Source organism: Micromonospora humi, from assembly GCF_900090105.1.
GTDB lineage: Bacteria > Actinomycetota > Actinomycetes > Mycobacteriales > Micromonosporaceae > Micromonospora > Micromonospora humi.
Genome location: NZ_FMDM01000012.1, coordinates 19104 through 45745, shown reverse-complemented (window position 1 = coordinate 45745; position 26642 = coordinate 19104). Strand labels below are relative to the sequence as shown.

The following is a 26642-nucleotide window of genomic DNA, read 5'->3' as shown; positions in this document are numbered from 1 at the left end:
CTGGTCGACCACGCCGTCGAGGACCTGCTGCGCGAACTGGCGCCGCAGGTTCTCGGCGTGCTCGCCCGCCGGTTCGGCGACTTCGCCACCGCCGAGGACGCCGTCCAGGAGGCGCTGCTGGCGGCGACCCGGCAGTGGCCCGCCGAAGGGCTGCCGGAGCATCCGCGCGGTTGGCTCACCCAGGTCGCGTACCGGCGGATGATCGAGCTGGTGCGGGCCGAGACGGCCCGGCGGGACCGGGAGGAACGCGCGGCCCGGCGCTCCGGCGACGACCGGCGGACCGCGCCGGGCGCGGACGAGTTGCCCATCGGCGACCGGGACGACGCGCTGGTGCTGCTCTTCCTCTGCTGCCACCCGACGCTGACCACCCCGTCGGCGATCGCGCTGACGCTGCGCGCGGTGGGCGGCCTGAGCACCGCCGAGATCGCCCGCGCGTTCCTGGTGCCCGAGGCCACCATGGCGCAGCGCATCAGCCGCGCCAAGCAGCGCATCAAGGACTCCGGCCTGCCGTTCCGGCTGCCCGAGCCGGCCGACCGGCAGGCCCGCCTCGCCGCCGTGCTGCACGTGCTCTATCTGATCTTCACCGAGGGGCACACCGCGAGCCTCGGGGACGACCTGCGCCGCATCGACCTCTGCGAGGAGGCGATCCGGCTGGCCCGGCAGATGCACCGGCTGCTGCCCGACGACAGCGAGGTGGCCGGGCTGCTCGCGCTGATGCTGCTCACCGACGCCCGCGCCGCCGCCCGCACCGGCCCGGCCGGCGAGCTGATCCCGCTGGCCGAACAGGACCGGTCCCGCTGGGACGCCGCCGCGGTCGCCGAGGGCACGGCGCTGGTCACCGACGCGATGCGCCGGGGCCCGGTCGGGCCGTACCAGCTCCAGGCCGCGGTGGCCGCGCTGCACGACGAGGCGCCGAGCGCGGCGGCCACCGACTGGCCGCAGATCCTCGCGCTCTACGGGGTGTTGGAGCGCCTCACCGGCAGCCCGGTGGTGGCGTTGAACCGGGCGGTCGCCACCGCCATGGTGCACGGCCCGGCCGCCGGGCTGGCGGCGCTCGCCGGCCCGGCCGCCGACCCCCGACTCGCCGGCTCGCACCGGCTCGACGCGGCCCGCGCCCACCTGCACGAGATGGCCGGCGACCGGGACGCCGCGGTGACCCACTACCGGGCCGCCGCCGCGAGAACGACGAGCCGCCCGGAACAGGAGTACCTGCTGACCCGCGCCGCCCGCCTGCGCCGCTCTCGTTGATCAAGGAGTTCGCGTCGGCGTTCGGCACGCTTCCCGACGCGAACTCCTTGGTCAACTGATGCGCGAGGTGGTGTCGCGCAGGGCCAGGGCGACGGTGGCGAAGAGGGCGGCGCCGCAGCCTACGCCGGAGATCAGGCCGACCGCACCGGCGTCACCGCCCAGTGCGTAGGTGAGGAAACCGGCCAGGCCGAGCGCGGTCATCACGGCGCCGAGCCAGTGGTAGCGCGGCATCTTCCAGACCGCGGCCAGGCCGAAGAAGTGCACGCCGACCACCACCGCGACCCAGGCCACCGCCACGGCGGGGCGGTCGAGCACGTTGTTGATGACAGCGAGGCCGCCGAAGAGCGCGACCGCCTCCAGCGCCACCACGATCCAGTAGCGGCGGTCCATGAACCCCGCCGCCTCCGACCCCTGCGCGGCCGGCGTGGCCTGGCGGGCCACCCGGAACAGGCCGACCAGGAGCAGCGCGGCCACCACCAGACCGGCGATCCGCAGCACGAGCGGCCACGGCGACGGCAGGCCGCCGCTGTTGACCATGATGAAGACGGTCCCGAACGAGATGGCCACGAGCGAGCCGATCACGAGCCCCGACGGTCGTCCCCTGGTCCCCGGTGTACTCATCGCGTCCCCTCCCGACCATCGCGCGCCGACCGGTCGGCCCAGCGCGCGCCAGACTGTACGGCAGGGTGCCCTCGGCGCGCGGGTGCGCCCGTCGGACGGGCGCACCGCCCAGGACTCCACCCGAGCTGGGCGGATCGGTCTTTCGTGTGCCTACAAACTTGATGACGTAAGCGAGTCGAGACGGTGACTCGTCCACGTCATCAAGTTTGTAGGCACTACGGACGGGACCGGAGCGCAGCGCAGGGGCGTACGCGAGGAGAGGTGGCCGGGTCCGCGCGGACCCGGCCACCGATGCGCTGGTCGGTCAGCTCGCGGTGCAGGTCACCGCCGGCGTGGCGGCACTGCCGTTGCCGATGAAGCCGAACGTGGTGCTGGCGCCGGCGCCGAGCCGGCCGTTGTAGTCGACGTTGCGAGCGGTGAAGCCCGACCCGCTGTTGCTGACCGTGGCGTTCCACGCCTGGCTGACGGTCTGGCCGTTGGCGAACGTCCACTTCGCCGTCCAGCCGTTGATCGCGGCGGAGCCGGCGGTCACCTTGACGTCGCCCTGGAAGCCGCCCTGCCACGAGTTGACCACGGTGAGAGTGGCGGTGCAGCCACCGGCCGGCGGGGGCGTCGTGGTCGGCGGCGTGGTCGGGCTGGGGCTGGTGGTCGGCGACGGGCCGGTGGTCGGGCTGGTGGTGGGGCTCGTCGTCGGGGTCGGCGAGCTGCCGGAGTAGACCGAGGCCTCCCGGGAGGTGGCGGTGATGCCGTTGGCCCCGGCGAAGATGCGCTGGCCCCAGCTGGTGAGCTGGTTCGGGTTGAAGCCGGTCGTCATGTCCAGGTATTCCACGCCGCCGCCGTTGCCGCTCCACGACCAGCCCAGGTAGCCGATCCGGTTGGCCTGGGCGTAGGACATGATGGTGTCCTCGTCGGGGTTGCCGTCGGAGTGGTTGAAGCCGAACTCGCCGACCACGATCGGCAGCCCGGCGCTGCGGAACCGGCCCAGGTAGTCGGTGATCTCCGCGGCGGTGTCGAAGACGCCGTACATGTGGATGGAGAAGACGGTGTTGCGCTGCGGGTCGGCGTTGAACACGGTGCCGGCGTTGTCGCGCATCGTGAACGACCAGTCCTGGCCCCAGTTCGGGCCGTCCACCATGATCGTGTGGGTGAGGCCGCCGGCGCGCAGCCGCTTGATCGCGTTCGAGGTGTCGGTGGTCCAGGCGCCGTAGCCCTGGTTGCCGAACGGCTCGTTGCCGATGTTGACGATGACGTACTTCTCCTGGCCCTTGAGCACGTCGGCGATGCTCAGCCAGTAGTCGGTCGCCTTGGCCAACGTGGTGGCCGCGCCGTCCTCGCCGTAGCCGGTGGTGTCGTGCGCCTCCAGCACGCAGATGAGCCGGTTGGTCTTGCACAGCGAGATCACGTTGGCCACGTCCGCGGCGCTGTTCTTCGTCCAGCGGTCGCCGGTGGCCAGCACCACCCGGACGGTGTTGGCGCCGAGCGCCTTGATGTTGGCGAACGAGCTGGTCTGCTGCGGGTACCAGGTGTGCGCGTGGTTGACGCCGCGCATGACGAACTCGGTGCCGTTGGCGTCGTAGAGCCGGCCGTTCGAGACGGAGAAACCGGTGGCGGCTTGCGCCGGCTGCCCGAAGGCGAAGACGGCGGTGAGGGCCGTCAGCAGGGCGACGCCCGCGACGGAGAGCATTTTCTTCATGGCTGTCCTCAGAAGGTGGCGGCGGTCCCGGACGCCGGCATCAGCGTAGGCCGATGGACCGCTGAAAGCAACCGGTTAAGTCCTGCGGCGGCCCGTGTCGACACGGGCCGCCGCAGGGGCGGTCATCCCCACCACAGGATGGTGCGCCTCCCCGGCATGAACCGGTTAAGCCGGAATATAGGCAGCGGCAAACCACTCGTCAAGGTTGATCCGCGCCCGACGGGGTATCCCGGGACGATCCACCCGGAAGGAGAGGCGACATGGTGAACGTCGGCTACACCCTGATGTGCGAGCAGGCCGGCCCGAAGGACCTGGTCGACCACGCCGTGCGCGCCGAGGCGGCCGGCTTCGACCACCTCGTCATGTCCGACCACTACTACCCGTGGCTGGAGTCGCAGGGCCACTCCCCGTACGCCTGGTCGGTGCTCGGCGCGGTCGCCCACGCCACCACCCGGCCCGAGCTGCTGTCGTTCGTCACCTGCCCGATCCGCCGCTACCACCCGGCCGTGGTGGCGCAGAAGGCCAGCACCATCGGGGTGCTCTCGGACGGGCGGTTCACGCTCGGCCTCGGCGCCGGGGAGAACCTGAACGAGCACGTGGTCGGCGGGTGGCCGCACGTGCAGCAGCGGCACGAGATGTTCGAGGAGGCGCTGCAGATCATCCGGCCGCTGCTCAACGGCGAGACGCTGACGTTCTCCGGCAACCACTTCGACGTGCCCGACGCGTACGTGTGGGACCGGCCGGAGCGCCCGGTGCCGATGGCGGTGGCCGCGTCCGGCCGCCAGTCGGCCACCCTCGCCGCCGAGTACGCCGACGCCATGATCGCCACCGACCCGCTGTCGCACCTGGTCGACATGTACGAGGAGGCCGGCGGCGCGGGCCGCCCCCGCTACGGCCAGGTGGCCATCTGCTACGGCCCCGACGAGGACGAGTGCCGCAAGATCGTGCACGACCAGTTCCGCTGGTTCGGGATGGGCTGGAAGGTCAACGCCGACCTGCCGAACCCGGACGCGTTCGCCGCGGCCACCCAGTTCGTCCGCGAGGAGGACGTGGCCGAGGGCATCTCCTGCGGCCCGGACACCGAACGGCACGTCGAGGCGTTCAAGAAGTTCGTCGACGCCGGCTTCACCCATGTGGCGCTGGTGCAGGTGGGCGGCGACAGCCAGCCGATGTTCCTCGACTGGGCCCAGGAGGAGCTGTTGCCCCGACTGCGCGAGCTGTGACGGGAGGGCCCGCGACATGCGTATCGGGAACACCGAGATCCGGCCCGCCGGCGGCGGGGTCGGCTGCCTCCTGATGATCCTCTTCTCGATCGTGGCGTCGGTGGTGCTGACCGTGCTGCTCAACCTGATCCTCTAGAACCGGCCGCGCCGCCGCCGGGGCGACAACACAATGAGGCCATGAACCTGCTGACCGTGCTGCCGCTGACCCTGGTGATGGTCGCCGGGCCGCAGCTGATCAGCGCGGTCTTCCTGGCCGCCAGCCGCGACCCGCGCCGCAGTTCGGTGGCCTACCTGGCCGGTGCCGCGCTGGGCACGCTGGTCCCGCTGACCGTCTGGTACGGCGTGTTCCGGGCGATCCGGCACGGCGCCGGCAACGGCACGAAGGACAGCGGCAGCCGGCACCTGATCGACTGGATCGTGCTGGCGCTGCTGCTCGTGCTCATGGTGATCACGTTCCTCCGGCGCGGGCGGAACCAGCCGCCCGGCTGGATGCGCAAGCTGGAGGACCCGAAGCCGGCGTTCGCCTTCGGCCTCGGCCTGCTGCTCTTCCTGGCCATGCCGAGCGACGAGGTCACCATGGCCTCGGTGGCCGGCAGCCTGGCCGGGCACGACAAGCCGTGGTGGCACCTGCTGCCGTTCCTGGTGCTGACCGTGCTGCTGCTGGCGCTGCCGCTGCTCGCGCTGGTGCTGCTGGGCGCACGCGCCGAACGGCTGCTGCCGACGATCCGCGACTGGTCCAACGCGCACTCCTGGATCATCAGCGAGGCGGTCATCCTGATCTTCGTGGCGATCGTGCTGTCCGACCTCGCCTAGCCGGGTGCGACGTCCAGCTCGGCCAGCACCGGGTAGTGGTCGGAGGCGGTTTCCGCGTCGCCGTCGCGGACCACCCGGACCGCCCGGACCCGCGCGGCCAGCGCCGGCGTGGCGAGCAGGTAGTCCAGCCGCATCCCGGCGAACTCCGCGCCGCCGTGCCCGGTCGGCACGGTCAGCCCGTCGCCGTCGGCGCGCGGCCACAGGTCGACCAGACCGGCGTCGAGCAGGCGGGCCACCGCGCGGGTGTCCACGGTACGGCCGTCGCGACGCAGGTGCCGGCGTCGGTACGCGGCGGCGAGCCCGGCCAGCCGGTCGGCGTGGTCCACGTCCGGTTCCAGCGTGTTCAGGTCCCCGGCGAGCACTGCCAGCTCTCCCCCGCCGCGCCGCACCGCCGTCGCCAGCCAACCGGCCTCGATCCGCCGCCGCCCGCCCGAGTACGGGTTCAGGTGGGTGCTGAAGACGGTCAGCGGTCCCGCCGGCGTGGCGACCCGGACCCGGGCGGCGGCGTGGTGGAACGGCCGGCGTACCGGGCCGGCGCGCAGCACCCGCAGCGGCGGGCGGACCAGCACCGCCACCGGCTGGCCGAACCAGGACCGGGCCAGGTACGGCGCCATGCCCAGCCGCTGCGCCAGCCCGCCCAGCGTGCGGTCCGACCCGCGCAGCTCCTGCAACGCCAGCACGTCCGGGCGGTGCGCGGCGACGACCGAGACGATCCGGTCCCGGCGGTCGGTGCCGTCTCGGTCCCGACCGCCGGTGCGGATGTTCCAGGTCATCAGCCGCAGCATCGGGTCATTCCGGCCGGCCGGCCTTGGCCAGCTCGTCGTCCAGCTCGTCCACCTGCTCGGACTCGATCTCCGGCTGGTTGCCCTGCGCCACGTCGGCGTTCGGCCGGATCACCCACCAGAGCAGCGACAGCCAGAGCGTGCCGAGGATGATCGCGCCCATGAAGTCGGTCGGGTGGTGCATGCCCCGGTACATCCGGGAGGTGGCCACGCCCACCGGCATGATCACCGCCATCGCCACGAACAGCCACCGCCACCACCGGTCGGTGCGCGGGAACACGATGATCGCCATGGCGACCCAGAGGCAGATGGTCGCCGCGATGTGCCCGGACGGGAACGACGAGGTGGGCATCTGCCCGTCCAGGTTCTCCACCGGCGGGCGCGGCCGCTCCACCACCCGGGCACTGGCCAGGAAGAGGCTCAGCTCGCCGAACATGGCCAGCACCACGAACAACACCGGCCGCCACCGGCGCCACACGGCCAGCACGATCGGGCAGAACACCAGCGAGACCAGCAGGATGGCGTGGGTGTCGCCGAACTTGCTCCACCACCAGCTCAGGTCGGTGAGCGCGTCGGTGTGCCGGGCGGCGAACCAGCGCGGCACCTCGGTGTCGAGCCAGTCGAAGACCGTGCCCTTGGCGTGGTAGCTGACGTACATGCCGAACGCGTAGAGCGCGCCGAACACGATCACCCAGCCGACCAGCAGCTCGGCCACCGCCGAGCGGGGGTGCTCCAGCACCTTCTCCTCGGCCGGGGCCGGGGTGATCTCCTCGCCCGCCTCCGGCTCCAGGCCCTCGGTCAGCGGCGGAACCGGCCGGCCGCGCTCGCGCCGCCACAGCCGGAAGGCATACGCGGTGACGCCCAGCCAGGCCGCCCCGAGCAGCCAGCCGCCGAGCACGTCGGAGACGAAGTGCACGCCCAGCGCGATCCGGGTCAGCCCGACCAGGAAGACCAGCACGGCGGCGATGGCGATGGCCGGCTTGCGCCAGCGCGGCGCCATGGCGGGCAGGAACACCAGCAGCAGCGCGCCGTACGCGACGAACGAGCCGAGCGCGTGGCCGCTGGGGAAGCTGTTGCCGGGCGCGCTGGCGATCGGCACGTCCACCACCGGGCGCAGCCGGCCGACCAGCGCCTTGAGCGACGGGTCGAGGATCAGCCCGCCGACACCGGTGACGATCAGGTAGACCGCCAGCCGGGACTGGCGGCGGATCAGCAGGCCCACCACCGCGATGGTGATCAGCCAGATCAGCACCGGTCGCCCGCCCAGGTCGGTGATCGCCTGGAGCACGGTGACCAGCGGGTGGTGCGGGGCCACGAGGTTGTTGAACCACTCGGCCGCCTCGTGGTCGGCGTCCTGCAGCGGGCTCCAGCGGAACCGGACGAGCATCAGCAGCACGCCGAACGCGACGCCCGCGCCGGCCACCGCGAGCAGGCCGACCAGGCTCCGCTCGGCGAAGTGGCCGAGCGGTCGGCGCCCGGATTCCTTGACCGCGGTCACACCGCACCTCCCTTGTTCTTCTGCGAGGCGCGCTGTACCCGATCGGCGTGTTTTGTACACGCCGTACCGGCGCGGCGTCAGAGGGCGGTCATCTCGCCGGTGTCGAGCAGCTCCTGGCGCTGCGCGTCCGGCTCCCACAGGTCCGGCTGGGCCGGCTCCTCCACGCCGATCCGCATCGCCTCCAGCTGGGCGGCGAACGCCAGCCCACCGAAGAGCGCCATTCCGGTGAGGTTGGCCCAGAGCAGCAGCGCCATCATGCCGGTCAACGCGCCGTAGGTCTGGCCGAACCCGCCGCCGTACTTGACGTACGCGGCGAGCAGCAGGCTGGCCACCCACCAGATGGCGATGGCGATGCCGGCGCCGAAGAAGAGCCAGGACAGGCCGGGCTGCTTGCGCCGGGGCGCGTGCCGGAACAGCGCCGCGACGGCGAGCACGGTCAGGCCCAGGCTGAGCGGCCAGCGGACCACGTCCCACACCACGGTGGCGGCCTCGCCCCACTCGTAGTGCCGGCGCACCGAGTCACCGACCGCGCCGCCGCCGACCAGGATCAGGAACCCGATCAGCGCGGGTACGCCGGCGACCACGGCGAGCACCGCGGCCCGCACGTACTTGGGGAAGGCCGGGCGGTCCCGCTCGACGCCGTAGATCCGGTTGGCGCCCCGCTCGATCTGGGCCATCGTGGTGGTCAACGCGACCAGCCCGGTGATCAGGCCGAGGGTCAGCGCCAGCTCGCCGACGTCCTCGGTGCGGTCGGAGTCGGTCAGCAGCTCCTGCACCATGGACTCGCTCTGGCCCGGCGTGATCGCCAGCACCGTGTCGGCGACGACCTTGCCGCCCTCGTCCGCGCCGAGGTCGGTGATCAGGCCGGTGAGCGCGATCAGGAACGGCACCACGGCGAGGCAGAGCTGGAACGCCAGCGCCCGGGAGTGGCTGAAGCCGTCGCCGTAGCGGAACCGGATGAAGGCGTCCCGCAGCAGGCACCAGCCGCCGTGCCGGCGCAGGGTGTGCCAGGCGTCGTCGGCCGACAGCTCGTTCTGGGTCATCAGCCGGGTCTCGGGGACGAGCTTGGTGCTACTCACGGCGGGCGTCCTCGACCAGACGCTCGCCGCGCTCCGCGGCGGCCTTGGCGTCCTCGGCGAGGTCGGGGTGGTCCTCCGGCTGCGGGACGCAGAGCCAGAGCGACTCGGGCCGGATGGTGGCGGTGAGCGAGCGCCCGGGTTCGATCAGGTCGCCGTCGAGCTGGCGGGGCTGGGGCCGGTTGCTGGCGATCTCGACGGTGCGGGCCCGGAACACCTCCATCCGGGGCACGCTGCCGGTGCGGCGGACCAGCGCCCAGCCCATGGCGAGCCAGTGACCGACAGTGCGCGGGGTCAGCACCGCCACGTCGAGCCAGCCGTCGTCGGGCTCGGCGTCGGTGAGCAGGCGCACCCCACCCTGGAGGCGGCCGACGTTGGCGACCAGCACCGAGCGGGCGCGGCGGCGCAGCGGCGGCCGGCCGTCGATGCGCACCGAGACGCGCATCGGCCGGTCCCGCAGGTGGCGGGCCGCGCCGACCAGGTAGGCCGGCCAGCCGATCCGCTTCTTGGTGGTCTCGGAGGTGGAGTCGAGCATCTGGGCGTCGAAGCCCATCCCGGCCATCACCGCGAAGCACTGGTCGTCGACCACGCCGACGTCGAGCCGGCGCATCCCGCGCTCGACGGCGACCTCCAGCCCGGCGCCCAGGTCGTTGGAGAGACCGAGGTTGGCGGCGAGCAGGTTCCCGGTGCCCTGGGGCAGCACGGCGAGCGCCACCTCGGTGCCGGCGAGCGCGGTGACGCAGGCCATCACGGTGCCGTCGCCGCCGCAGGCGAAGACCACCTCGGCCCCGGCCTTGACGGCCTCCTCCGCCTGGCCGCGCCCCGGGTCCTCGACCGTGGTCTCGTACCAGGTCGGCGCCGGCCAGCCGGCCGCGTTGAGCGCGCCGTCCACGACCCGCCGGAACTCGTCCAGGTCGGCCACCTTCACCGGGTTGACCACCACGGCGGAGCGCGGGGTCCGGTTCTCCGCGGTCACCGGAAGCTTCTCTTCTGCACCGTCCACGGCGTCAGTGTGCAGGACGCGGAGCGCGGCGGCGACCCGGCGGGCGGGGTCGTTGCGAGGACCGCAAAGAGGTTTGGAATCCGGACCCGGCGTCAGGCCGCCTCGCGCAGCGCCACCTCGACCCGCTGCCGCAGGTCGTCGACGTCGGCGCCGGCCTCGACGAGCACCTGCGCGCCCAGGCCGTTGCCCTCCCGGAGCAGGCCGAGCAGGATGTGCTCGGTGCCGATGTGCCGGTGGCGCAGCCGCAGGGCCTCCCGCAGCGACAGCTCCAGCACCTTCTTCGCCCGCGGCGAGAACCGGCCACTGTCGTGCCGGCGGCGCCACCACCGGCGCGGGCGGGGCGTCGCCTCGCGCAGCGCGTCGGGGCCGAAGGACTCCTCGATGCGGGCCACGATCGCGGCGAGGTCGACGCCGATCTCGCGCAGCGCGGCCGCGTCCGCCGCGCCGAGGCCGTCGACGCCCCGCACGGTGTGGCGGGCCACCGCGGCGCGCAGGGCGTCGGCGTCGATGCCGTCGGCCGCCAGCAGGCGGACCGCCAGGTTGTCGCGGTCGGCGAGCACGCCGAGCAGCAGGTGTTCCGTGCCGACCGGACGCCGGCCCTCGGTCTGGGCCTCGACGAGCGCGTGGCGCACCACGGCCCGGGCCCGGTCGGTGAATCGTTCGAACATCACGCCTCCCAGCTTTCGCGCACCGCCGGTCGCCCGGCGTGCTTCTTGTGGACCGCCTGCCGGCTGACCTCGAGGGCGTCGGCGATCTCCTGCCAGGACCAGCCCTGACGCCGGGCGTTGTCCACCTGGACCACCTCGAGCCGTTCGAGCAGCCGGCGCAGGGCCAGCACCGCACGCAGGCCGACCTTGGGGTCGGTGCTGCCGGCCGCCGCCGCGAGTTCCGTCGCATGACTCATGCTGTCAATGTAGGTTGACAACCGGACTCGCGTCAACCCCGGTTGACAGGAGACACGCCGTCGCCTACCCACCCACCGACGACGCCGGTGTTACGTTCCGTAGGTGTTCCGTCGCCGTCCGCTGGACCGGCCGGTCGAGGCCGCGCGCCGGCTGACCGCCGGGCGGCTCACCCTGGAGGTCGCCGGGGGCAGCGTGGTCGGGCACCGCTACCCGGAGAACTACGACGTGCTGCACGTCGACGACGAGCTGCCGCTGGCCGTGGTCTGCGACGGCATGGGCGAGGGCGAGGGCAGCCGGGCGGCCGGCGCCACCGCGGCGCGGACCTTCGTCGACCAGGTCCGCGCCGCCTGGCCGGCCGTCGACGCCGCCGGGCTGCGCGCCGCCACGGCCGAGACCCAGCGACGGGTACGCCGGGCCGGCGCGGCCCGGACCGGGCTGACCGGCTGCACGCTCACCGCCCTGGCGGTCGAGCCGACCGGCGGCCAGGGGTGGCTGGTGCAGCTCGGCGACTCCCGGGCGTACCGGCTGCGCGACGGAATGCTGGAGCTGGTCACGGTCGACCACACGATGGCCTGGCTCGGCCTGCTGCACGGGTGGTGGGCGGCGGACTCGCCGGAGGCGGCCCGGGCCCGCTACCAACTGCTGCGCTACGTCGGCCACCCGGACGCGCCGGACCCGGACCTGCTCTGCGTCCCACTGCGCCGCGGCGACACCTGGCTGCTCTGCACCGACGGGGTGAGCGACCAGCTCGGCTACCACCGCCTGCGGGACCTGCTGGCCGCCCGGCGGGACCCGGCACGCACCGTCCGGGCCCTGCTCGACGCCAGCCTGGACGCCGGCGGCGAGGACAACGCCACCGCCGTGGTCCTGCGCGTGCATCCGGCGCTGCCCGCGCCGCGCTGACCGCCGGGGCGGCGTGACGGGAACCACTCGCAACACTCTGACATTCTGTGCAAGAATCGTCAGCATGTCAGAGGCCCGCCTGGACACGATCCTGACCGCCGCGTACGAGTGCTTCACCCGGCACGGGATGCGGCGCACCACGATGGACGACATCGCGGCCGCCGCCGGGATGTCCCGGCCCGCGGTCTACCAGTACGTGCGCAACAAGGACGACGCCTACCGGCGGCTGGCCGAGCGGCTCTTCGCCGACTCGCTCGACCGGGCCCGCCGCGCCGCCACCACCGCCGGCGGAGACCTGACCGGCCGGCTGCACGACGTGCTCGCCGCCAAGCTGGAACTCACCCTCACCCTGCACCGGGACAGCCCGCACGCCACCGAGCTGCTCGACGCCAGCGGGAAGCTCACCGGTGACCTCGTCGAGGCGTACACCGCCGAGCTGACCGGGCTGGTGGCCGACACGCTGGCGGACGCCGCCGGGCCGCGGGCCCGCGCGGTGGCCGACGTGCTCGTCGCGCTCACCCGCGGCCTGGAGGCCGACCTCACCGACCCCGACCTGCCCCGGCAGCGGCTGCGCGACGGCGTCGCGCTGCTCGTCGCCGGCCTACCCCACCAGGGAGACCCCGCATGACCGCCGTCCTGATCACCGGCACCTCCTCCGGCATCGGCCGGGCCACCGTCGCGCGCCTCGCCCGCCGCCCCGACCTCACCGTCTACGCCACCGCGCGCCAGGTCGACGCGATCGCCGACCTGGCCGACACCGGCGCCCGACTGCTCCCCCTCGACGTCACCGACGAGGCGTCCATGCGCGCCGCCGTCGCCGCCGTGGAGGCCGCCCACGGCCAGGTCGACGTGCTGGTCAACAACGCCGGCTACGGCGAGTACGGCCCGATCGAGGAGACCCCGATGCAGCGGGTGCGCGCCCAGTTCGAGACGAACGTCTTCGGGCTCGCCCGGCTCACCCAGCTCGTGCTGCCCGGCATGCGCCGCGCCGGCCGGGGCCGGATCGTCAACGTCAGCTCGATGGGCGGCCGACTGGTCTTCCCCGGCGGCGGCTACTACCACGCCAGCAAGTACGCGGTGGAGGCCGTCTCGGACGCGCTGCGCCAGGAGACCCGCCCGTTCGGCATCGACGTGGCGGTGATCGAGCCGGGCCTGATCCGCACCGGCTTCGGCGCGGTCGCCGCGTCCTCGCTCGGCGCGGGCGCCGACCCGGCCGGGCCGTACCACCGGATGGTCGCCGCGGTCGACGCGGCGATGGCGAAGTCCTACCGCAGCCGGCTGCTGGCCGCCCCGCCGGAGGCGGTGGCCCGCACCATCGAGCGGGCCGTGGTGGCCCGCCGGCCCCGCACCCGCTACCTGGTCACCGCCGCGGCCTGGGCGATGGTGCACACCCGCCGGCTGTTCGGCGCCCGGCTCTTCGACGCGGTCAACCGCCTCCAGTTCCGCTGACCCGCTCCGGCCGGCCCGGCCGCCCGACTACCGTGGGTGGAAAGCGCGCTCGGGAGGTGAGCCGGCATGGCCGCACCCAGCCACGGCGCGGTGGTGGTCGGCGTCGGCCGGTCGGCGGAGGCCCTGTCGGTGGTCCGCACGGCCGCCGACGAGGCCGCGGCCCACCACCGGCCGCTGCACCTGGTGCACGCGTTCAACTGGGCGGCCACCGGCGGCCCCGCCCCGGCCGGCGGCACCCGCATCGACGCCGAGAACGCGCTGGAACGGGCCGGCGGGATCGTCGCCGACGCCGCGCCGGAGGTGCCGGTCAGCGGTGAGATCGTCGAGGGCTCACCGGTCGAGGCGCTGCTGCGGGCCGCCGACGCCGCCTTCCTGGTCGCGCTCGGCGACGGCGGCATGGCCACCTGCCCGGCCTGCGTACCGGCCGACGCGCCGGCCGTCGAACTGGCCGCCCGGGCCGGCTGCCCGGTCCTGGTCGGCCGGTCCGAGCCCGCCCCGCCCGGGCCGCTGCTGGTCGGCTGGGACGGCTCGCCCGGCTCCCACGCCACCCTCGGGTACGCCTTCGACTGCGCCGAACGCCGGGGCGCCCGGCTGCTCGCCGTCCGGGTGGTCGAACCGGAACGCCGCGACGGCGACGACGGTGTGCTGGAGGAGGCGGTCAACCGGCACGCCGCCCGGCACCCCCGGGTGGCCGCCGACTGCCAGACCGTGCGGGGCGACCCGCGCACCGTCCTGCTCGACCGGTCCCGCTCGGCGCAACTGGTCGTGGTGGGCGCGCGCGGTGACGGGCCGGTGCAGTCCAGCCTGGGCGAGGTCAGCCAGTCCCTGCTCTACCACTCGCCGGCTCCGCTGATCGTCGTACGCGGGCTCGACCCGGGCGCCGGGGAGGGGCCGTGACACCCGCCCGACCCGGGACCTACGGCCCTGACCGTCGCCCCCGGCCGGCGGCGAGAGTGGACGCGCCGGGGACGGCAGTTTCCTCCCCGAGTGGCAGACGACCCCGAGCCACGAGAGGCTAACGCAGCATGGACACCGCGCTGGACCTGCACAGCCCCCTGACCGACGACGAGCTGCGCCGGCTGGACGCCTACTGGCGGGCGGCGAACTACCTGACCGTCGGGCAGATCTATCTGCTCGACAACCCGCTGCTCCGCGAGCCGCTCAAGCCTGAGCACGTCAAGCCGCGCCTGCTGGGGCACTGGGGCACCAGCCCCGGCCTCAACCTGCTCTACGCGCACCTCAACCGCGTCATCGTCGCGCGTGACCTGTCCGCCATCTTCGTCACCGGCCCCGGCCACGGCGGCCCCGCGCTGGTCGCCAACACCTGGCTGGAGGGCACCTACAGCGAGCTCTACCACCACATCCCGCGCGACGAGGCCGGCATGCAGCGGCTGTTCCGCCAGTTCTCCTTCCCCGGCGGCATCCCCAGCCACGTGGCGCCGGAGGTGCCGGGTTCGATCCACGAGGGCGGGGAGCTGGGATACGCGCTGAGCCACGCGTACGGCGCCGCGTTCGACAACCCGGACCTGCTGGTCGCCTGCGTGATCGGCGACGGCGAGGCGGAGACCGGCCCGCTCGCCGGCAGCTGGCTGTCCAACGTGTTCCTCAACCCGGCGCGCGACGGCGCGGTGCTGCCGATCCTGCACCTCAACGGCTACAAGATCGCCAACCCGACGGTGCTGGACCGGATCCCCACCGACGACCTGCTGGACCTGATGCGCGGCTACGGCTACCAGCCGTACGTCGTCGAGGGCGACGACCCGACGGCCGTGCACCAGGTGCTCGCCGCGACGCTGGACCGGGCGGTCGACGAGATCACCGGGATCCAGCGCCGGGCCCGCTCCGGCGGCGACGTCGAACGCCCCCGCTGGCCGATGATCGTGCTGCGCACGCCGAAGGGCTGGACCGGCCCGGCGGACGTGGACGGCAAGCGCGTCGAGGGCACGTTCCGCGCCCACCAGGTGCCGATCGCCGAGGTGCGTGACAACCCGGCGCACCTGGCCGAGTTGGAGCGCTGGCTGCGCAGCTACCGCCCGGAGGAACTGTTCGACGCCACCGGCGGCCCGGTCGCCGAGCTGGCCACGCTGCCGCCCACGGGTGACCGGCGGATGAGCGCCAACCCGGTGGCCAACGGCGGCAAGCTGCTGCGCAACCTGGACCTGCCGGACTTCCGCGACTACGGCGTCGACGTCGAGGAGCCCGGCGGCACGGTCGCCGGGGCCACCGGCACGCTCGGCCCCTGGGTCCGCGACGTGATCACCCGCAACCCGGAGACGTTCCGCCTGTTCGGCCCGGACGAGGTCGCCTCCAACCGGCTCGGCGCCGCGTTCGAGGTCACCGACCGCGCGTTCGTCGGCCGCCGGGAGCCCGGCGACGACCACCTCTCCCCCGACGGCCGGGTGATGGAGGTGCTCTCCGAGCACCTCTGCGAGGGCTGGCTGGAGGGCTACCTGCTGACCGGCCGGCACGGCATCTTCACCAGCTACGAGGCGTTCATCCACATCGTCGACTCGATGGTCAACCAGCACGCCAAGTGGCTCAAGGTGACCCGGCACATCCCCTGGCGGGAGCCGATCGCGTCGCTGAACTACCTGCTCTCCAGCCACGTCTGGCGCCAGGACCACAACGGCTTCTCGCACCAGGACCCGGGCTTCATCGACCACGTGGTCAACAAGAAGGCCGAGGTGGTCCGGGTCTACCTGCCGCCGGACGCCAACACGCTGCTCTCCACCATGGACCACTGCCTGCGCAGCCGGCACTACATCAACGTGGTGGTGGCCGGCAAGCAGCCGGCGCCGAACTGGCTGACCATGGCCGAGGCGGTCCAACACTGCCGCCGCGGCCTCGGCATCTGGGACTGGGCCAGCACCGACGACGGCGCCGAGCCGGACGTGGTGCTCGCCTGCGCCGGCGACGTGCCGACGCTGGAGACCCTCGCCGCCGCCGACCTGCTGCGCCGGCACCTGCCCGACCTGAGGGTGCGGGTGGTCAACGTGGTCGACCTGATGCGGCTGCAACCGCCCTCGGAGCACCCGCACGGCCTGCCGGACAACGAGTTCGACACCATCTTCACCCGCGACAAGCCGGTCATCTTCGCCTACCACGGCTACCCGTGGCTGATCCACCGGCTCACCTACCGCCGAGCCAACCACGAGAACCTGCACGTGCGCGGCTACAAGGAGGAAGGCACCACCACCACGCCGTTCGACATGGTGATGCTCAACGACCTGGACCGCTTCCACCTGGTCATCGACGTCATCGACCGGGTGCCGGGGCTGCGCTCGCGCGCCGCGCACCTGCGCCAGGAGATGGTGGACGCCCGGCAGGCCTGCCGTGACTACACCCGCGAGCACGGCGAGGACGGCCCCCGGGTCGCCGAGTGGCGGTGGATCCGCGAGACCGACCCGGCCCTGAAGGGTGACGCATGAGCGACGACGAGATCCTGGTGGGCTACGACGGCTCCACCGACGCGTCGGTGGCCCTGGACTGGGCGCTGGACGAGGCGGGCCGCTCCGGGCGGCCGATACGACTGGCGTACGTCTTCGAGTGGTTGACCGTGGCCGGCTGGATCGGCCCCGGGGTGGCCCCGGGGATCTGGCCGGACGAGAACGCCCGGCGCCAGGTCGAGGAACTGGTCCGCAAGGCGGCGGCGGACGCCGCCGCCGAGCGGCCCGGCATCACCGTGCACGGCGAGGTGTTCGACGGCCCGCCCGCGCTGGTGCTCCAGGAACGCTCCGCCGAGGCGGGCCTGCTGGTGCTCGGCAGCCGGGGGCACGGCGGCTTCGGCGGGCTGCTCGCCGGCTCCACCGCGGTCTCCGTCACCGCGCACGCGCACTGCCCGGTGGTGGTGGTCCGCGACGGCCGGGCGGTCACGTCCGGGCCGGTGGTGGTCGGCTCGGACGGCTCCCCCTCGGCGCTGCGGGCGCTCGGCTTCGCCGTGGAGCGCGCCGCCCAGCGCGACGTGCCGCTGCGCGTGCTGCGGGTCTGGGAGCCGCCGGGCGACAGGTGGTCGCCCGCGGACTTCGACCCGGAGGACGTCGCGGCGGGCGAGCGGACCGCCGCCGAGTCGGAGCTGGCCCCGTGGCGGGAGACCTTCCCCGACGTGCCGATCGAGATCTCGGCGGTCCCCGGCAGCGCGGCGTCGCTGCTGGTGGAGGCGAGCCGGTCGGCACAGCTGGTGGTGGTCGGCAGCCGGGGCCGGGGCGGCCTGCGCGGCATGCTGCTCGGCTCGGTCAGCCAACAGCTCATCCAGCACGCCCACTGCCCCGTCGCCGTCGTGCGCGAGTGAAAGGCGGGGCCCCTTCTTAACGCATTCCGCATAGGAGGGGGCCCCGCTTAACGCCCCGCCGGCCCGTCGGCGGGGTTGAGGGAGAAGTAGTCCTCCTCCTCCTGGGCCAGGTGCAGGCGCAGCACGGCGTCCAGGCCGTAGAGCGCGGCCAGCAGGTCGGGCGCCTCGTCCGTGGGCACCCGGCCGTCCAGGGTCACCAGGTGACCGCCGATCCGCTCCACCAGCCGGACGATCTCCACATGCGCCCGGCTCATCGTCGAGGTCGCCTCGTCGCTGCCGAGCGGGCCGGCCAGCGCCGGATAGAGCTGCCGTTCCTCCGCCTCCTCGTGCGGCAGCACCTCCTCGGTCAACCGCCGGTGCACGTCGCGCAGCGCCGGCCCGCACGCCGGGTCGTCGGGACGGGTCGCCACCAGGTCCGCGGTGTCCCGCAGCCGGGCCAGCACGTCCCGCACGCCGCCGTGCTCCCGCTCGTAGCGGTCGAGCAGCTCCCGGGTGTGCGCGGGCACGTCCCTCCGCCGCAGGCCGCCGCCGAGGGCGCGCAGCGCGTTGAGGATCACCAGCACGTCGATGCCCTCCTGGAGGAACGCGCCGGCGACCGGCGGCAGCCGACCGGCGGCGGCCACCAGCATGGCCAGCACCGCCAGCCCCATCCCCACGGTGGCGCTCTGCACCGCGATGCGCCGGGCGTACCGGGCGATCTCCACGGCGTCGGCGAGCCGGTCCAGCCGGTCCACGGTGAGCACCGCGTCGGCGACGTCGGCGGAGGCGGTCGCCCCGGTCGCGCCCATCGCCACCCCGACGTGCGCCTCGGCCAGCGCCGGGGCGTCGTTGACCCCGTCGCCGACCATCACGGTCACCGCCCGCGCCGACTCGGCGCGTACCCGATCGGCCTTCTCCCCCGGCGAGCAGCGCGCGATCACGTCGTCCACGCCCACCACCTGCGCCACCTGGCGGGCCGTGCGCGGCCGGTCGCCGGTCACCATGACCAGCCGGGTCAGCCCGGCCTCGCGCAGCCGCCGCACGGTCCGCCGGGCGTCCGGGCGCACCGGGTCCTCCAGCAGGATCGCGCCGAGCGGCCCGTGCCCGTCGCTGACCCACACCGTGGAGCGGCCGGACAGCTCGGCCCGCTCGCGCGCCCGGTCCGCCCACGGCGGCGGCTCGCCGTCGAGCTGACCGACCCGCACCTCGCGGCCGTCCACCCGCCCGGTCACCCCGCGCCCCGGCTCCTCGGTCACCCCGGTCGGCTCGGCCAGCGGCAACCCCCGCTCGCGGGCCTGCCGGACCAGCGCGGCGGCCAGCACGTGCGGCGAGAGCTGCTCGACGGAGGCGGCCAGCCGCAGCACCTCGTCCCGGTCGCCGCCGGGCGCCACCACGGTCTCCGCGGCCCGGGGCCGACCGGCGGTGAGCGTGCCGGTCTTGTCCAGCAGCAGGGTACGGGCGCGGCCCAGCTGTTCCAGCGATCCGCCGTCGCGCACCAGCACGCCCCGGCGGGCCACCCGGGACAGCCCGGACACCACCGCGATCGGGGTGGCCAGCAGCAGCGGGCACGGGGTGGCCACCACCAGCACCGCCACCGCCCGCACGAACTCGCCGGACAACAGCCACGCCAGGCCGGCGAGCAGCAGCGTGAACGGCACGAACGCGGCCGCGTACCGGTCGGCGAGGCGCACCATCGGGGCCTTCCGCGCGGTGGCCTCGCCGGCCAGCCGGACGATGCCGGCGTACGTGCTCTGCGCCGCGTTGCGGCTGGCCCGCAGGCCGAACCCGGCGCCCGCGTTGACCACGCCGCTGGCCACCTGCTCCCCGGCGGCGCGACCGACCAGCCGGGACTCGCCGGTCACCACCGACTCGTCGAGCGTGGCCGGCTCCTCGACCGTGCCGTCCACCGGCACCACGTCACCGGGACCGACGACCAGCCGGTCACCGGCCGTCACCCGATCCAGCTCGACCACCTCGATCCCGCCGTCCGGGGTGCGCCGCCGGGCCTGGCGGGGCGCGCGTTCCAGCAGCGCCCGCAGGTCACGGGTGGCGCGGCGGCGGGCGTACTCCTCCAACGCCCGCCCGGTGGCGACCATCACCGCGATCACGGCGCCGGCCAGGTACTCCCGCACCAGCAGCGCGCCGAGCAGGGCCAGCACGGCGATCACGTCCACCCCGAACTGCCGGCGCCACAGCTCGCGCAGCACCGACCAGGCGGCCGGCGCCAGCGCGAGCACGGTGACGGCGGCCCAGACCAGGTCGGCCGCGCCCCGCGCCCCCGCGAACCACAGCGCCGCGCCGCCCAGCACGGCCAGCGTGAGCAGCGCCAGCGGCGCCCACTCGGCCGTCACGGCCCGCCGGGAACGGGCCGGCCGTTCGGGTACGCACTCGCGCGGTTCGGATCCCACGTGCGGATCGTCTCAGTGCCGAAGTGGCGCAGGTAGGGCGAACGCGGGTAATCCGGTAGGCACAAGGACCCGTGCGCTCCGTCCGGGCATGCCCGAGGATGGAGCGGCAACCCCGCCCGGGCGTCCCGGGCGTGGGGCACGATGGGGAGAAACAGGAAAGGTCGTGACGATGAGCCACGAGACGCCGGCTACCGATCGCCCGCTGACCACCGCGCTCGCGGAGGCCGCCGGAACGGCCGGCCACGCCCCGTCGGTGCACAACACCCAGCCGTGGCACTGGACGGTCCTCCCGGACGCGCTCGAACTGCGGGTCGTCAAGGACCGGCACCTCAGCGCCATGGACCCGGAGGGCCGGCTCCTGGTGGTGAGCTGCGGCGCCGCGCTGCACCACGCCCGGGTGGCGCTGGCCGCCGAGGGCTGGACCCCGGTGGTGGAGCGCCTGCCCGACCCGCACCGGCCCGACCTGGTGGCCCGGCTCACCGGGCTGCGCCACACCGGCGCCGACCCGGACGCCATGCGCCTGGTGCAGTGCATGCAGGTGCGGCACACCGACCGGCGGCCGGTCAGCGACGAGCCGATCCCCGCCGCCGTGCTGGGCGACATCGACCGGGCCGCCACCCGGGAGGGCGTCAACCTGCAGCTCCTCGACGACATGCAGAAGATCGAGCTGGCCGGCGCCGCGCAGCAGGCCGCCGCCGTCGAGGCGGACAGCCCGGAGCTGCGCGAGGAGTTGGCCTACTGGACCAACCGGGCCGGCACCGGCACCGGCCTGCCGCCGGAGGTGCTGCCCGACCAGCCGGCGCAGACGACCGTGCCGGGCCGGAACTTCGGCGCCCCCGGCTCGCTGCCGATCGGCCCCGGCCACGACAAGGCCGCCGTCTACGCCATCCTCTGGGGCTCCGAGGACGAGCCGGAGAGCTGGCTGCGCGCCGGCGAGGCGCTCTCCGCCGCCTGGCTGGAAGCCACCCGGCACGGGGTGTCAGTGGTGCCGCTGTCGGGCGTGGTGGAGGTCGACGGCACCCGCGAGGTGCTCCGGCAGATGCTGGCCGGGCTCGGCCACCCCTACCTGAGCATGCGCCTCGGCGTGGCCGACCCGGAGCACGCCGGCCCGCCGCACACCCCGCGGTTGGACGCCGCGCAGACCGTCGACACCTCCGCGGTCCGGGGCCACCTGGCCTGACGGTCTCGTCGGCGCGCGCCACCGGGCGATAGCATCGCCCGGTGACCGCCGCACCGAACCCCCGGCACGAGCACGTCACGCCGTCGCTCGGGTTGACCCCGCTGTCCCGGGTCCGTCTCGACGAGTTGCTCCAGGAGATGCTCGACCGGGTCGGCGAGGTCGTCACCAGCCGCGAGCGGCTGCGCGCGCTGCTCGACGCGGTGGTCGGCATCGGCTCCGACCTCGACCTGCGCAGCACGTTGCAGCGGATCGTGCAGTCCGCGTGCGAGCTGGCCGGCGCCCGCTACGGCGCGCTCGGCGTGATCGGCCCCGACCGGATGCTGCACGACTTCATCGTCCACGGCATCGACGCCGAACTGCACGCCCGCATCGGCGAGCTGCCGCACGGGCGGGGCGTGCTCGGCCTGCTCATCGACGAGCCGAAGCCGCTGCGCATGCCCGACATCACCCGCCACCCCCGGTCGTACGGCTTCCCGCCGAACCACCCGCCGATGCACAGCTTCCTCGGCGTTCCGGTGCGCATCCGCGACCACGTCTGGGGCAACCTCTACCTGGCCGAGAAGCAGGGCGCCGCCGAGTTCACCGAGGACGACGAGGAGATCGTGACCGCGCTCGCCGCCGCGGCCGGCGTGGCGATCGAGAACGCCCGCCTCTACGCGCTGGCGCACCGGCGGGAACGCTGGCTGGCCGCCACCGCCGAGATCACCTCGGTGCTGCTGGGCGAGGTCCGCCGCACCGACGCGCTGTCGCTGGTGGCCCGCCGCGCCCGCGAGGTCGCCGAGGCGGAGCTGGCCCTGGTCCTGCTCTACGACGAGGACGAGGCACAGTTCACCGTCGAGGTGGTCGACGGCGCCGACCCGATCGCCCGGGAACTCGTCGGCGCGGTCCTGCCGGCCGCCGAGACCAGCTTCGCCGGCTCGGCCACCGAACGCCGCCACGAACAGGTCGACGACCTCGCCGCGGCGGCGCCCTGGCCCCGCCCGGTGATCGCCGGGCCGGCGGTGGTCTCCCCGCTCGCCGCCGCCGACACGCTGCACGGCGTGCTGGTGATCGCGCACCGGCCCGACCACGCCCCGGCCGCCGACGACGACCTCGCGCTGCTCGCCAGCTTCGCCGGCCAGGCCGCGCTGGCCATGGAACGCGCCCGCGGGCAGGAGGAACGGGAGCTGCTGGTGGTCCTGGAGGACCGCGAGCGGATCGCCCGCGACCTGCACGACGTGGTGATCCAGCGGCTCTTCGCCACCGGCCTGCAACTGCAGAGCGGGGCGATGAACGCCCGACCCGAGACGGCCAAGCGGATCAACCAGGCGGTCGACGACCTGGACGCCACCATCCGCGACATCCGCCGCACCATCTTCGAGCTGCGTACCCCGATGAGCGCGGCGCTGCGCACCGAGATCCGCGAGGCGATCGAGGTGGCCGCCGAGTCGCTCGGCCACCGGCCCGACCTGGAGCTGGTCGGCCCGATCGACAGCGCCGTGCCGGACGAGCTGCGCCCCGAGCTGGTCGCCGTGCTACGCGAGGCGCTCTCCAACGCGGTCCGCCACGCGCACGCCGACCGGGTGGCGGTGCGGGTGGCGGTGGACGCCGGCCGGGTCGAGGTCACCGTCACCGACGACGGGGTCGGCTGCGATCCGGAGGCGGCCCGCAGTGGCCTGGTCAACCTGCGTGAGCGGGCCGAACGGCTGGACGGCGGGTTCACGTTGCGCCGGGTCGAGCCGCACGGCACCGAGCTGCGCTGGAGCGTCCCGCTCGGCTGACCGGTCGGGTCAGTGCGTCTTGCCGAGCAGCCGGGTGGCCAGCACCGCGGCCTGGGTCCGCCGTTCCAGGCCGAGCTTCGCCAGCACGCTGGAGACGTAGTTCTTCACCGTCTTCTCGGCCAGGAACATCTTCCCGGCGATCTCGCGGTTGGTGAGCCCCTCGGCGACGTACTCCAGGATCCGCCGTTCCTGCTCGGTGAGGGACTTCAGCTCCCGCGGCTGCTCCACGCCGCTGCGGATGCGCTCCAGCACCCGGGTGGTGATCGCCGGGTCGAGCAGCGACTGACCGGCCGCCACCCGGCGGACCGCGTCCACCAGGTCGGTGCCGCGGATCTGCTTGAGCACGTAGCCGGCCGCCCCGGCCATGATGGCCGCGAAGAGCGCCTCGTCGTCCTCGTACGAGGTGAGGATCAGGCCCTTGATCGACGAGTCGACGGCGCGGACGTCCCGGCAGACGTCGATGCCGTTGCCGTCGGGCAGCCGGGCGTCGAGGATCGCCACGTCGGGGCGGAGCGCGGGGATCCGCCGCGTCGCCTCCTGGGCGAGGCCGGACTCGCCGACCACCTCGATGTCGCCGCTGCTCTGGAGCAGGTCGGCCAGGCCACGACGGACGACCTCGTGGTCGTCGAGCAGGAACACCCGGATCATCCGTCCTTTCTACCCGCCGCACCGCACCCCCGCACGGGCCGAAGGTCCCGTCCGTCGCGCGCCGACCCGGGACGGACGGTCCCGCCCAGGTGGGGACCTCCGGCCCTGACCAGGGCCGGCACCGGTGCCGCACGGTGGGGGTGGACCGACCGGGGAGCCGGCGACGCACGGAGGGAGCACGACCATGACGACCGGATACACCGTCTCGCAGCTGCGGGCCGCGGTCGCCGACGCGGTACGCGCGCCGTCGCTGCACAACACCCAGCCGTGGCGCTTCCGGTTGCACGACGGCGGCATCGAGGTCGCCGTCGACCCGCTGCGCGGGTTGCCGGCCACCGACCCGACCGGCTGGGGGGCGCGGATCGCCTGCGGGGCGGCACTGTTCAACCTGCGGCTGGCGCTCGCCGTGGCGGGCACCCCGGCCACGGTCCGGCTGCGCCCCTACCCGGCCGACCCGGACGTGGTGGCCCGACTGGTGCCCGACGTGCCGCGCCGGCCCACCCCTACCGAACAGGGCCTCTACGGGGCGATCGCCCACCGGTTCAGCAACCGCGCGCCGTTCTGGCCCGACCCGGTGCCGGCCGAGGCGCGGTGGCGGCTCGGCGAGGCGGCCCGGGCCGAGCAGTGCTGGCTGGAGCTGGTCATCGGTGCCAGCGCGGTCAACGCGCTCGCCGAGGTCGCCCGCAGCGCGCACCGGGTGCTGGAACGCGACCCCGCCTACGTGGCCGAGCGGGTGGAGTGGATCCGCTCCGAGCCGGCCCCGGACGGGGTGCCCGCCGCCGCCGGCGGGCCGCAGAGCGAGCCGCAGGACCTGCTGCCCCAGCGCGGCTTCGGCGGGCGGAACCGCGCCCCCGGCCGCGACTTCGAACCGGAGCCACTCGTCGCCGTGCTCGGCACGCCCGGCAACACCGGCACCGACCAGGTCGTCGCCGGGCAGGCGCTGCAACGGGTGCTGCTCACCGCCACCGATGCCGGGCTCGGCGTGTCGATGCTCTCCCAGCCGATCGAGGTGCCGGGGGCGCGGGAGGCGCTGCGGATGTCCCTGGGCCGGTTCGGCACCCCGCAGATGGTGATGCGGATCGGGTACGGGCAGCCGGGCCGCGCCACCCCGCGCCGGCCGGTCGACGAAGTGCTGGACCTGCCGGTCGTGCCGGCCTGACCGTGCGCCGCCCGGTGGCCCGGGCCGGTCCACCGCGCCCCCGGCTCAGGCCGGCAGCGAGGCCAGCAGCGCCGCCTCCCGCTCCGGCGCCAGGCCCACCGGGGCGCGTGCCGGCCGCCCCGCCCGTGCCGGCACCCGGCCCACCTCGCGCAGCCACCGCCAGGTGTCCGCGACCGTCTCGGCGACCGGCCGGCAGACCAGCCCCGCCGCGTACGCCCGCTCCACGTCCCGCTCCTGCAACCACCGGTATTCGTGTCCACGCGGGATCCAGATCGGCAGGTCGTTCCACGGCTCCACCCCGGCGGCCAGGATCGGGCCCGGCTCCACCCAGCGCAGCGTCGCCGTCGACCCGGTGGCGGCCACCACCGCGTCGAGCAGCTCACCGGTCGTCGTGTGGCCGCTGCGACCGACCACGTTGTACGCGCCACCGACGCCCTCGGCGCCCCGGTCCAGCAGCCAGATCGCCAGGTCGCGGACGTCGACGTACTGCACCGGGAGGTCACGCGGCCCGGGCGCCAGCACCTCGCCGCCCCGGGCGATCCGCTGCAACCACCACGGCAACCGGCCGATGTCCTCCCCGGGCCCGAGGATCAGCCCGGCCCGCACCAGCAACGCCCGGTCGCCGTACACCTCCACCGCGGCCCGCTCCCCGCCGGCCTTGTTGCTCGCGTAGTCGCCGAAGCCCGCGTCCGGCTCCGCCGCCACGGTCGCCGCCTCCTCGCCGGTGCCCAGGCCGACCGGCGGCGCGTAGACCGATCCACTGGAGACGTAGACGTAGTGCGGCACCGCGCCGGCCACCGCCCGCGCCGCGTCCCGCACGGCCCGTGGCGCGCCGTCCCAGGTGTCCACCACCAGGTCCCACTCACCGCCGGCGAGCGCGGCCAACCCGCCGGGCTCGTCCCGGTCACCCCGCAACCGGTGTACGCCGGTCGGCGCCTCCCCGCTCACCCCCCGGTTGAAGACGGTCACCGCCCAGCCCCGGCGTACCGCCTCCGTGACCACCGCCCCGCCGACGAAACCCGTGCCACCCAGCATCAACAGTCGCATCACCCCACCCTGCCGCCCGAACCCCGCCCGGGACACCCTGTTCACGGTGAGCGGATCTGCCGACGGCAGAACGCTTCCGCGCGGGTGCCGGGCGGGGCGCTCATCCCCGCGAGTCGATCGCGGCCGGGCCGTCATGCTCCCGGACCCGACGGTGCTGGCCAACCGGCTCGGGAGCGCGCCGGCGACCTCAGACACCCGCGAGGTCCCGGTCGCGGTGCCCGCGTCGCCCTGAGGCCCTGTTCCCGTACGCGGCGCGGGCGGAACGCTGTGGGCGCCTACGGGCCCTGAGACACCCATGGCGTCCCACTCGGCAGGGTGCGCGGGGCGCGGGCGGAACGCTGTGGGTGTCTGCGAGGCGTTGAGGCACCCGTGGCGTTCCAGTCGTGGGGTTCGTGGGGTGTGGGTGGAACGGGGTGGGTGTGTGCGGGGCGGGTGCCGGTGGTGTGCCGCCGGGTGTTCCGGATGGGGTGGGTGTCCGGTTCGGCGGTGGTGGGTGGCACGCTGGCGGTGGAATCGTCGCGGGGTGCGGGGCGTTGTAGACGGGTGAACGACCGAGGAAGGCGAGCGCACCCCGCACCGCCGACCACCTGCCGCCCCCCCACCCCGGGAATGACGGTGGCCGCCCGGTCGTTGCACACACTCCCGGCACCCGCGACGAGGCAGCGTCCTGCCCCGCGCGCATGCCGGATCCCCCAGTCTTCTGAGCGCCTGACGGTGCCCCCGCACCCCCGGTCCCCCCACGGGGTGCGTCGACCCCCGAATGGAGCCCTCACCATGAACACGATCCTGCGTAAGAGCATCCTCGGTGTTGCCGGTCTGGCCTTTACCGGTGGTGTGTTCGCCGGTCCGATCGCCGCGCACGCCGAGCCCGCCCACACCGCCACCAAGCCGGTCGCGGTGGCGAGTGTGCAGGGTGAGCAGTCCACCATCGCGCTGAACGACGAGCAGACCGCCAACGT

At 74.3% G+C, this 26642-nt stretch carries 22 protein-coding genes and 3 pseudogenes; 13 read left to right on the top strand and 12 right to left on the bottom strand.

The window, feature by feature from the left end; genetic code table 11:
• A complete protein-coding gene (locus tag GA0070213_RS21735) occupies positions 1 to 1248 on the top strand; it encodes an RNA polymerase sigma factor (RefSeq protein WP_175441440.1) in 1248 nt (415 codons plus the stop codon).
• A gap of 51 nt (positions 1249 to 1299) precedes the next feature.
• Here GA0070213_RS21735 and GA0070213_RS21730 read toward each other — a convergent pair whose 3' ends face one another.
• Together GA0070213_RS21730 and GA0070213_RS21725 are read right to left on the bottom strand one after the other, a co-directional pair.
• Positions 1300 to 1830: a hypothetical protein gene (locus GA0070213_RS21730; RefSeq protein ID WP_245716498.1), complete on the bottom strand. Its 531-nt coding sequence runs from the start codon at positions 1828 to 1830 to the stop codon at positions 1300 to 1302.
• Positions 1831 to 2173: 343 nt separating this feature from the next.
• Entirely contained in the window at positions 2174 to 3562 is a 1389-nt protein-coding gene (locus GA0070213_RS21725; protein ID WP_091067823.1) for a cellulase family glycosylhydrolase, read from the bottom strand.
• Between the two features lie 260 nt (positions 3563 to 3822).
• Here GA0070213_RS21725 and GA0070213_RS21720 point away from each other — a divergent pair, with 260 nt between their 5' ends.
• Positions 3823 to 4785, top strand: coding sequence for a TIGR03557 family F420-dependent LLM class oxidoreductase (locus GA0070213_RS21720; RefSeq protein ID WP_091067821.1), 963 nt, complete (start codon positions 3823 to 3825; stop codon positions 4783 to 4785).
• 177 nt (positions 4786 to 4962) lie between these two features.
• Positions 4963 to 5598, top strand: coding sequence for a GAP family protein (locus tag GA0070213_RS21715; protein ID WP_091067819.1), 636 nt, complete (start codon positions 4963 to 4965; stop codon positions 5596 to 5598).
• On the opposite strand, the gene GA0070213_RS21710 is transcribed toward GA0070213_RS21715, so the two are convergent.
• The 7 genes and pseudogenes from GA0070213_RS21710 to GA0070213_RS21685 form a co-directional block, all read right to left on the bottom strand.
• A complete protein-coding gene (locus GA0070213_RS21710; RefSeq protein WP_091067816.1) occupies positions 5595 to 6383 on the bottom strand; it encodes an endonuclease/exonuclease/phosphatase family protein in 789 nt (262 codons plus the stop codon). The two genes, GA0070213_RS21715 and GA0070213_RS21710, sit on opposite strands and share 4 nt — an antisense overlap.
• 4 nt (positions 6384 to 6387) lie before the next feature.
• Positions 6388 to 7878: a phosphatase PAP2 family protein gene (locus GA0070213_RS21705; protein ID WP_091067813.1), complete on the bottom strand. Its 1491-nt coding sequence runs from the start codon at positions 7876 to 7878 to the stop codon at positions 6388 to 6390.
• Between the two features lie 77 nt (positions 7879 to 7955).
• Positions 7956 to 8957, bottom strand: a complete 1002-nt coding sequence (locus GA0070213_RS21700) for a YihY/virulence factor BrkB family protein (RefSeq protein WP_091067809.1) — start codon at positions 8955 to 8957, stop codon at positions 7956 to 7958.
• Positions 8950 to 9957: a diacylglycerol/lipid kinase family protein gene (locus GA0070213_RS21695; protein ID WP_091067804.1), complete on the bottom strand. Its 1008-nt coding sequence runs from the start codon at positions 9955 to 9957 to the stop codon at positions 8950 to 8952. Before GA0070213_RS21695 ends, GA0070213_RS21700 begins: the two co-directional genes overlap by 8 nt.
• Before the next feature lie 104 nt (positions 9958 to 10061).
• Positions 10062 to 10253: pseudogene (locus tag GA0070213_RS32790) on the bottom strand (Clp protease N-terminal domain-containing protein); the annotation flags it as partial.
• Positions 10254 to 10427: 174 nt separating this feature from the next.
• Positions 10428 to 10625 (bottom strand): annotated as a pseudogene (locus GA0070213_RS32785) (Clp protease N-terminal domain-containing protein); the annotation flags it as partial.
• On the bottom strand, positions 10625 to 10861 hold the full coding sequence (locus GA0070213_RS21685) for an HTH domain-containing protein (RefSeq protein WP_091067797.1): 237 nt from the start codon (positions 10859 to 10861) through the stop codon (positions 10625 to 10627). The gene GA0070213_RS21685 and the pseudogene GA0070213_RS32785, both read right to left, overlap by 1 nt.
• Before the next feature lie 103 nt (positions 10862 to 10964).
• On the opposite strand from GA0070213_RS21685, the gene GA0070213_RS21680 reads away from it, so the two are divergent.
• The 6 genes from GA0070213_RS21680 (at position 10965) to GA0070213_RS21655 (ending at position 17502) form a co-directional block, all read left to right on the top strand.
• Positions 10965 to 11765, top strand: coding sequence for a PP2C family protein-serine/threonine phosphatase (locus tag GA0070213_RS21680; RefSeq protein ID WP_091067793.1), 801 nt, complete (start codon positions 10965 to 10967; stop codon positions 11763 to 11765).
• Between the two features lie 64 nt (positions 11766 to 11829).
• Positions 11830 to 12393: a TetR/AcrR family transcriptional regulator gene (locus tag GA0070213_RS21675; RefSeq protein WP_091067790.1), complete on the top strand. Its 564-nt coding sequence runs from the start codon at positions 11830 to 11832 to the stop codon at positions 12391 to 12393.
• Positions 12390 to 13214 carry an oxidoreductase gene (locus GA0070213_RS21670; protein WP_091067787.1) on the top strand — a complete coding sequence of 275 codons (825 nt, stop codon included), beginning with the start codon at positions 12390 to 12392 and terminating at the stop codon, positions 13212 to 13214. Before GA0070213_RS21675 ends, GA0070213_RS21670 begins: the two co-directional genes overlap by 4 nt.
• Positions 13215 to 13280: 66 nt before the next feature.
• On the top strand, positions 13281 to 14111 hold the full coding sequence (locus tag GA0070213_RS21665; protein ID WP_091067784.1) for a universal stress protein: 831 nt from the start codon (positions 13281 to 13283) through the stop codon (positions 14109 to 14111).
• Positions 14112 to 14239: 128 nt separating this feature from the next.
• Positions 14240 to 16642, top strand: a complete 2403-nt coding sequence (locus GA0070213_RS21660) for a phosphoketolase family protein (protein WP_091067780.1) — start codon at positions 14240 to 14242, stop codon at positions 16640 to 16642.
• A complete protein-coding gene (locus GA0070213_RS21655; protein WP_091067774.1) occupies positions 16639 to 17502 on the top strand; it encodes a universal stress protein in 864 nt (287 codons plus the stop codon). Before GA0070213_RS21660 ends, GA0070213_RS21655 begins: the two co-directional genes overlap by 4 nt.
• Before the next feature lie 47 nt (positions 17503 to 17549).
• Here GA0070213_RS21655 and GA0070213_RS21650 read toward each other — a convergent pair whose 3' ends face one another.
• Entirely contained in the window at positions 17550 to 19889 is a 2340-nt protein-coding gene (locus GA0070213_RS21650; protein WP_091067770.1) for a heavy metal translocating P-type ATPase, read from the bottom strand.
• Between the two features lie 169 nt (positions 19890 to 20058).
• Here GA0070213_RS21650 and GA0070213_RS21645 point away from each other — a divergent pair, with 169 nt between their 5' ends.
• On the top strand, positions 20059 to 21069 hold the full coding sequence (locus GA0070213_RS21645) for an Acg family FMN-binding oxidoreductase (protein ID WP_091067768.1): 1011 nt from the start codon (positions 20059 to 20061) through the stop codon (positions 21067 to 21069).
• A gap of 92 nt (positions 21070 to 21161) precedes the next feature.
• Entirely contained in the window at positions 21162 to 22829 is a 1668-nt protein-coding gene (locus GA0070213_RS21640; RefSeq protein ID WP_175441439.1) for a GAF domain-containing sensor histidine kinase, read from the top strand.
• A gap of 9 nt (positions 22830 to 22838) precedes the next feature.
• Here GA0070213_RS21640 and GA0070213_RS21635 read toward each other — a convergent pair whose 3' ends face one another.
• Complete coding sequence (locus GA0070213_RS21635) at positions 22839 to 23477, bottom strand: response regulator (protein ID WP_091067762.1); 639 nt, start codon at positions 23475 to 23477, stop codon at positions 22839 to 22841.
• A 184-nt stretch (positions 23478 to 23661) separates the two neighbouring features.
• Between GA0070213_RS21635 and GA0070213_RS21630 the strand changes: the two genes are divergently transcribed.
• On the top strand, positions 23662 to 24636 hold the full coding sequence (locus GA0070213_RS21630) for an Acg family FMN-binding oxidoreductase (RefSeq protein ID WP_091067758.1): 975 nt from the start codon (positions 23662 to 23664) through the stop codon (positions 24634 to 24636).
• 45 nt (positions 24637 to 24681) lie between these two features.
• On the opposite strand, the gene GA0070213_RS21625 is transcribed toward GA0070213_RS21630, so the two are convergent.
• Complete coding sequence (locus GA0070213_RS21625; protein WP_091067755.1) at positions 24682 to 25683, bottom strand: NAD-dependent epimerase/dehydratase family protein; 1002 nt, start codon at positions 25681 to 25683, stop codon at positions 24682 to 24684.
• Between the two features lie 774 nt (positions 25684 to 26457).
• On the opposite strand from GA0070213_RS21625, the pseudogene GA0070213_RS21620 reads away from it, so the two are divergent.
• Positions 26458 to 26642, top strand: a pseudogene (locus GA0070213_RS21620) (hypothetical protein); the annotation flags it as partial.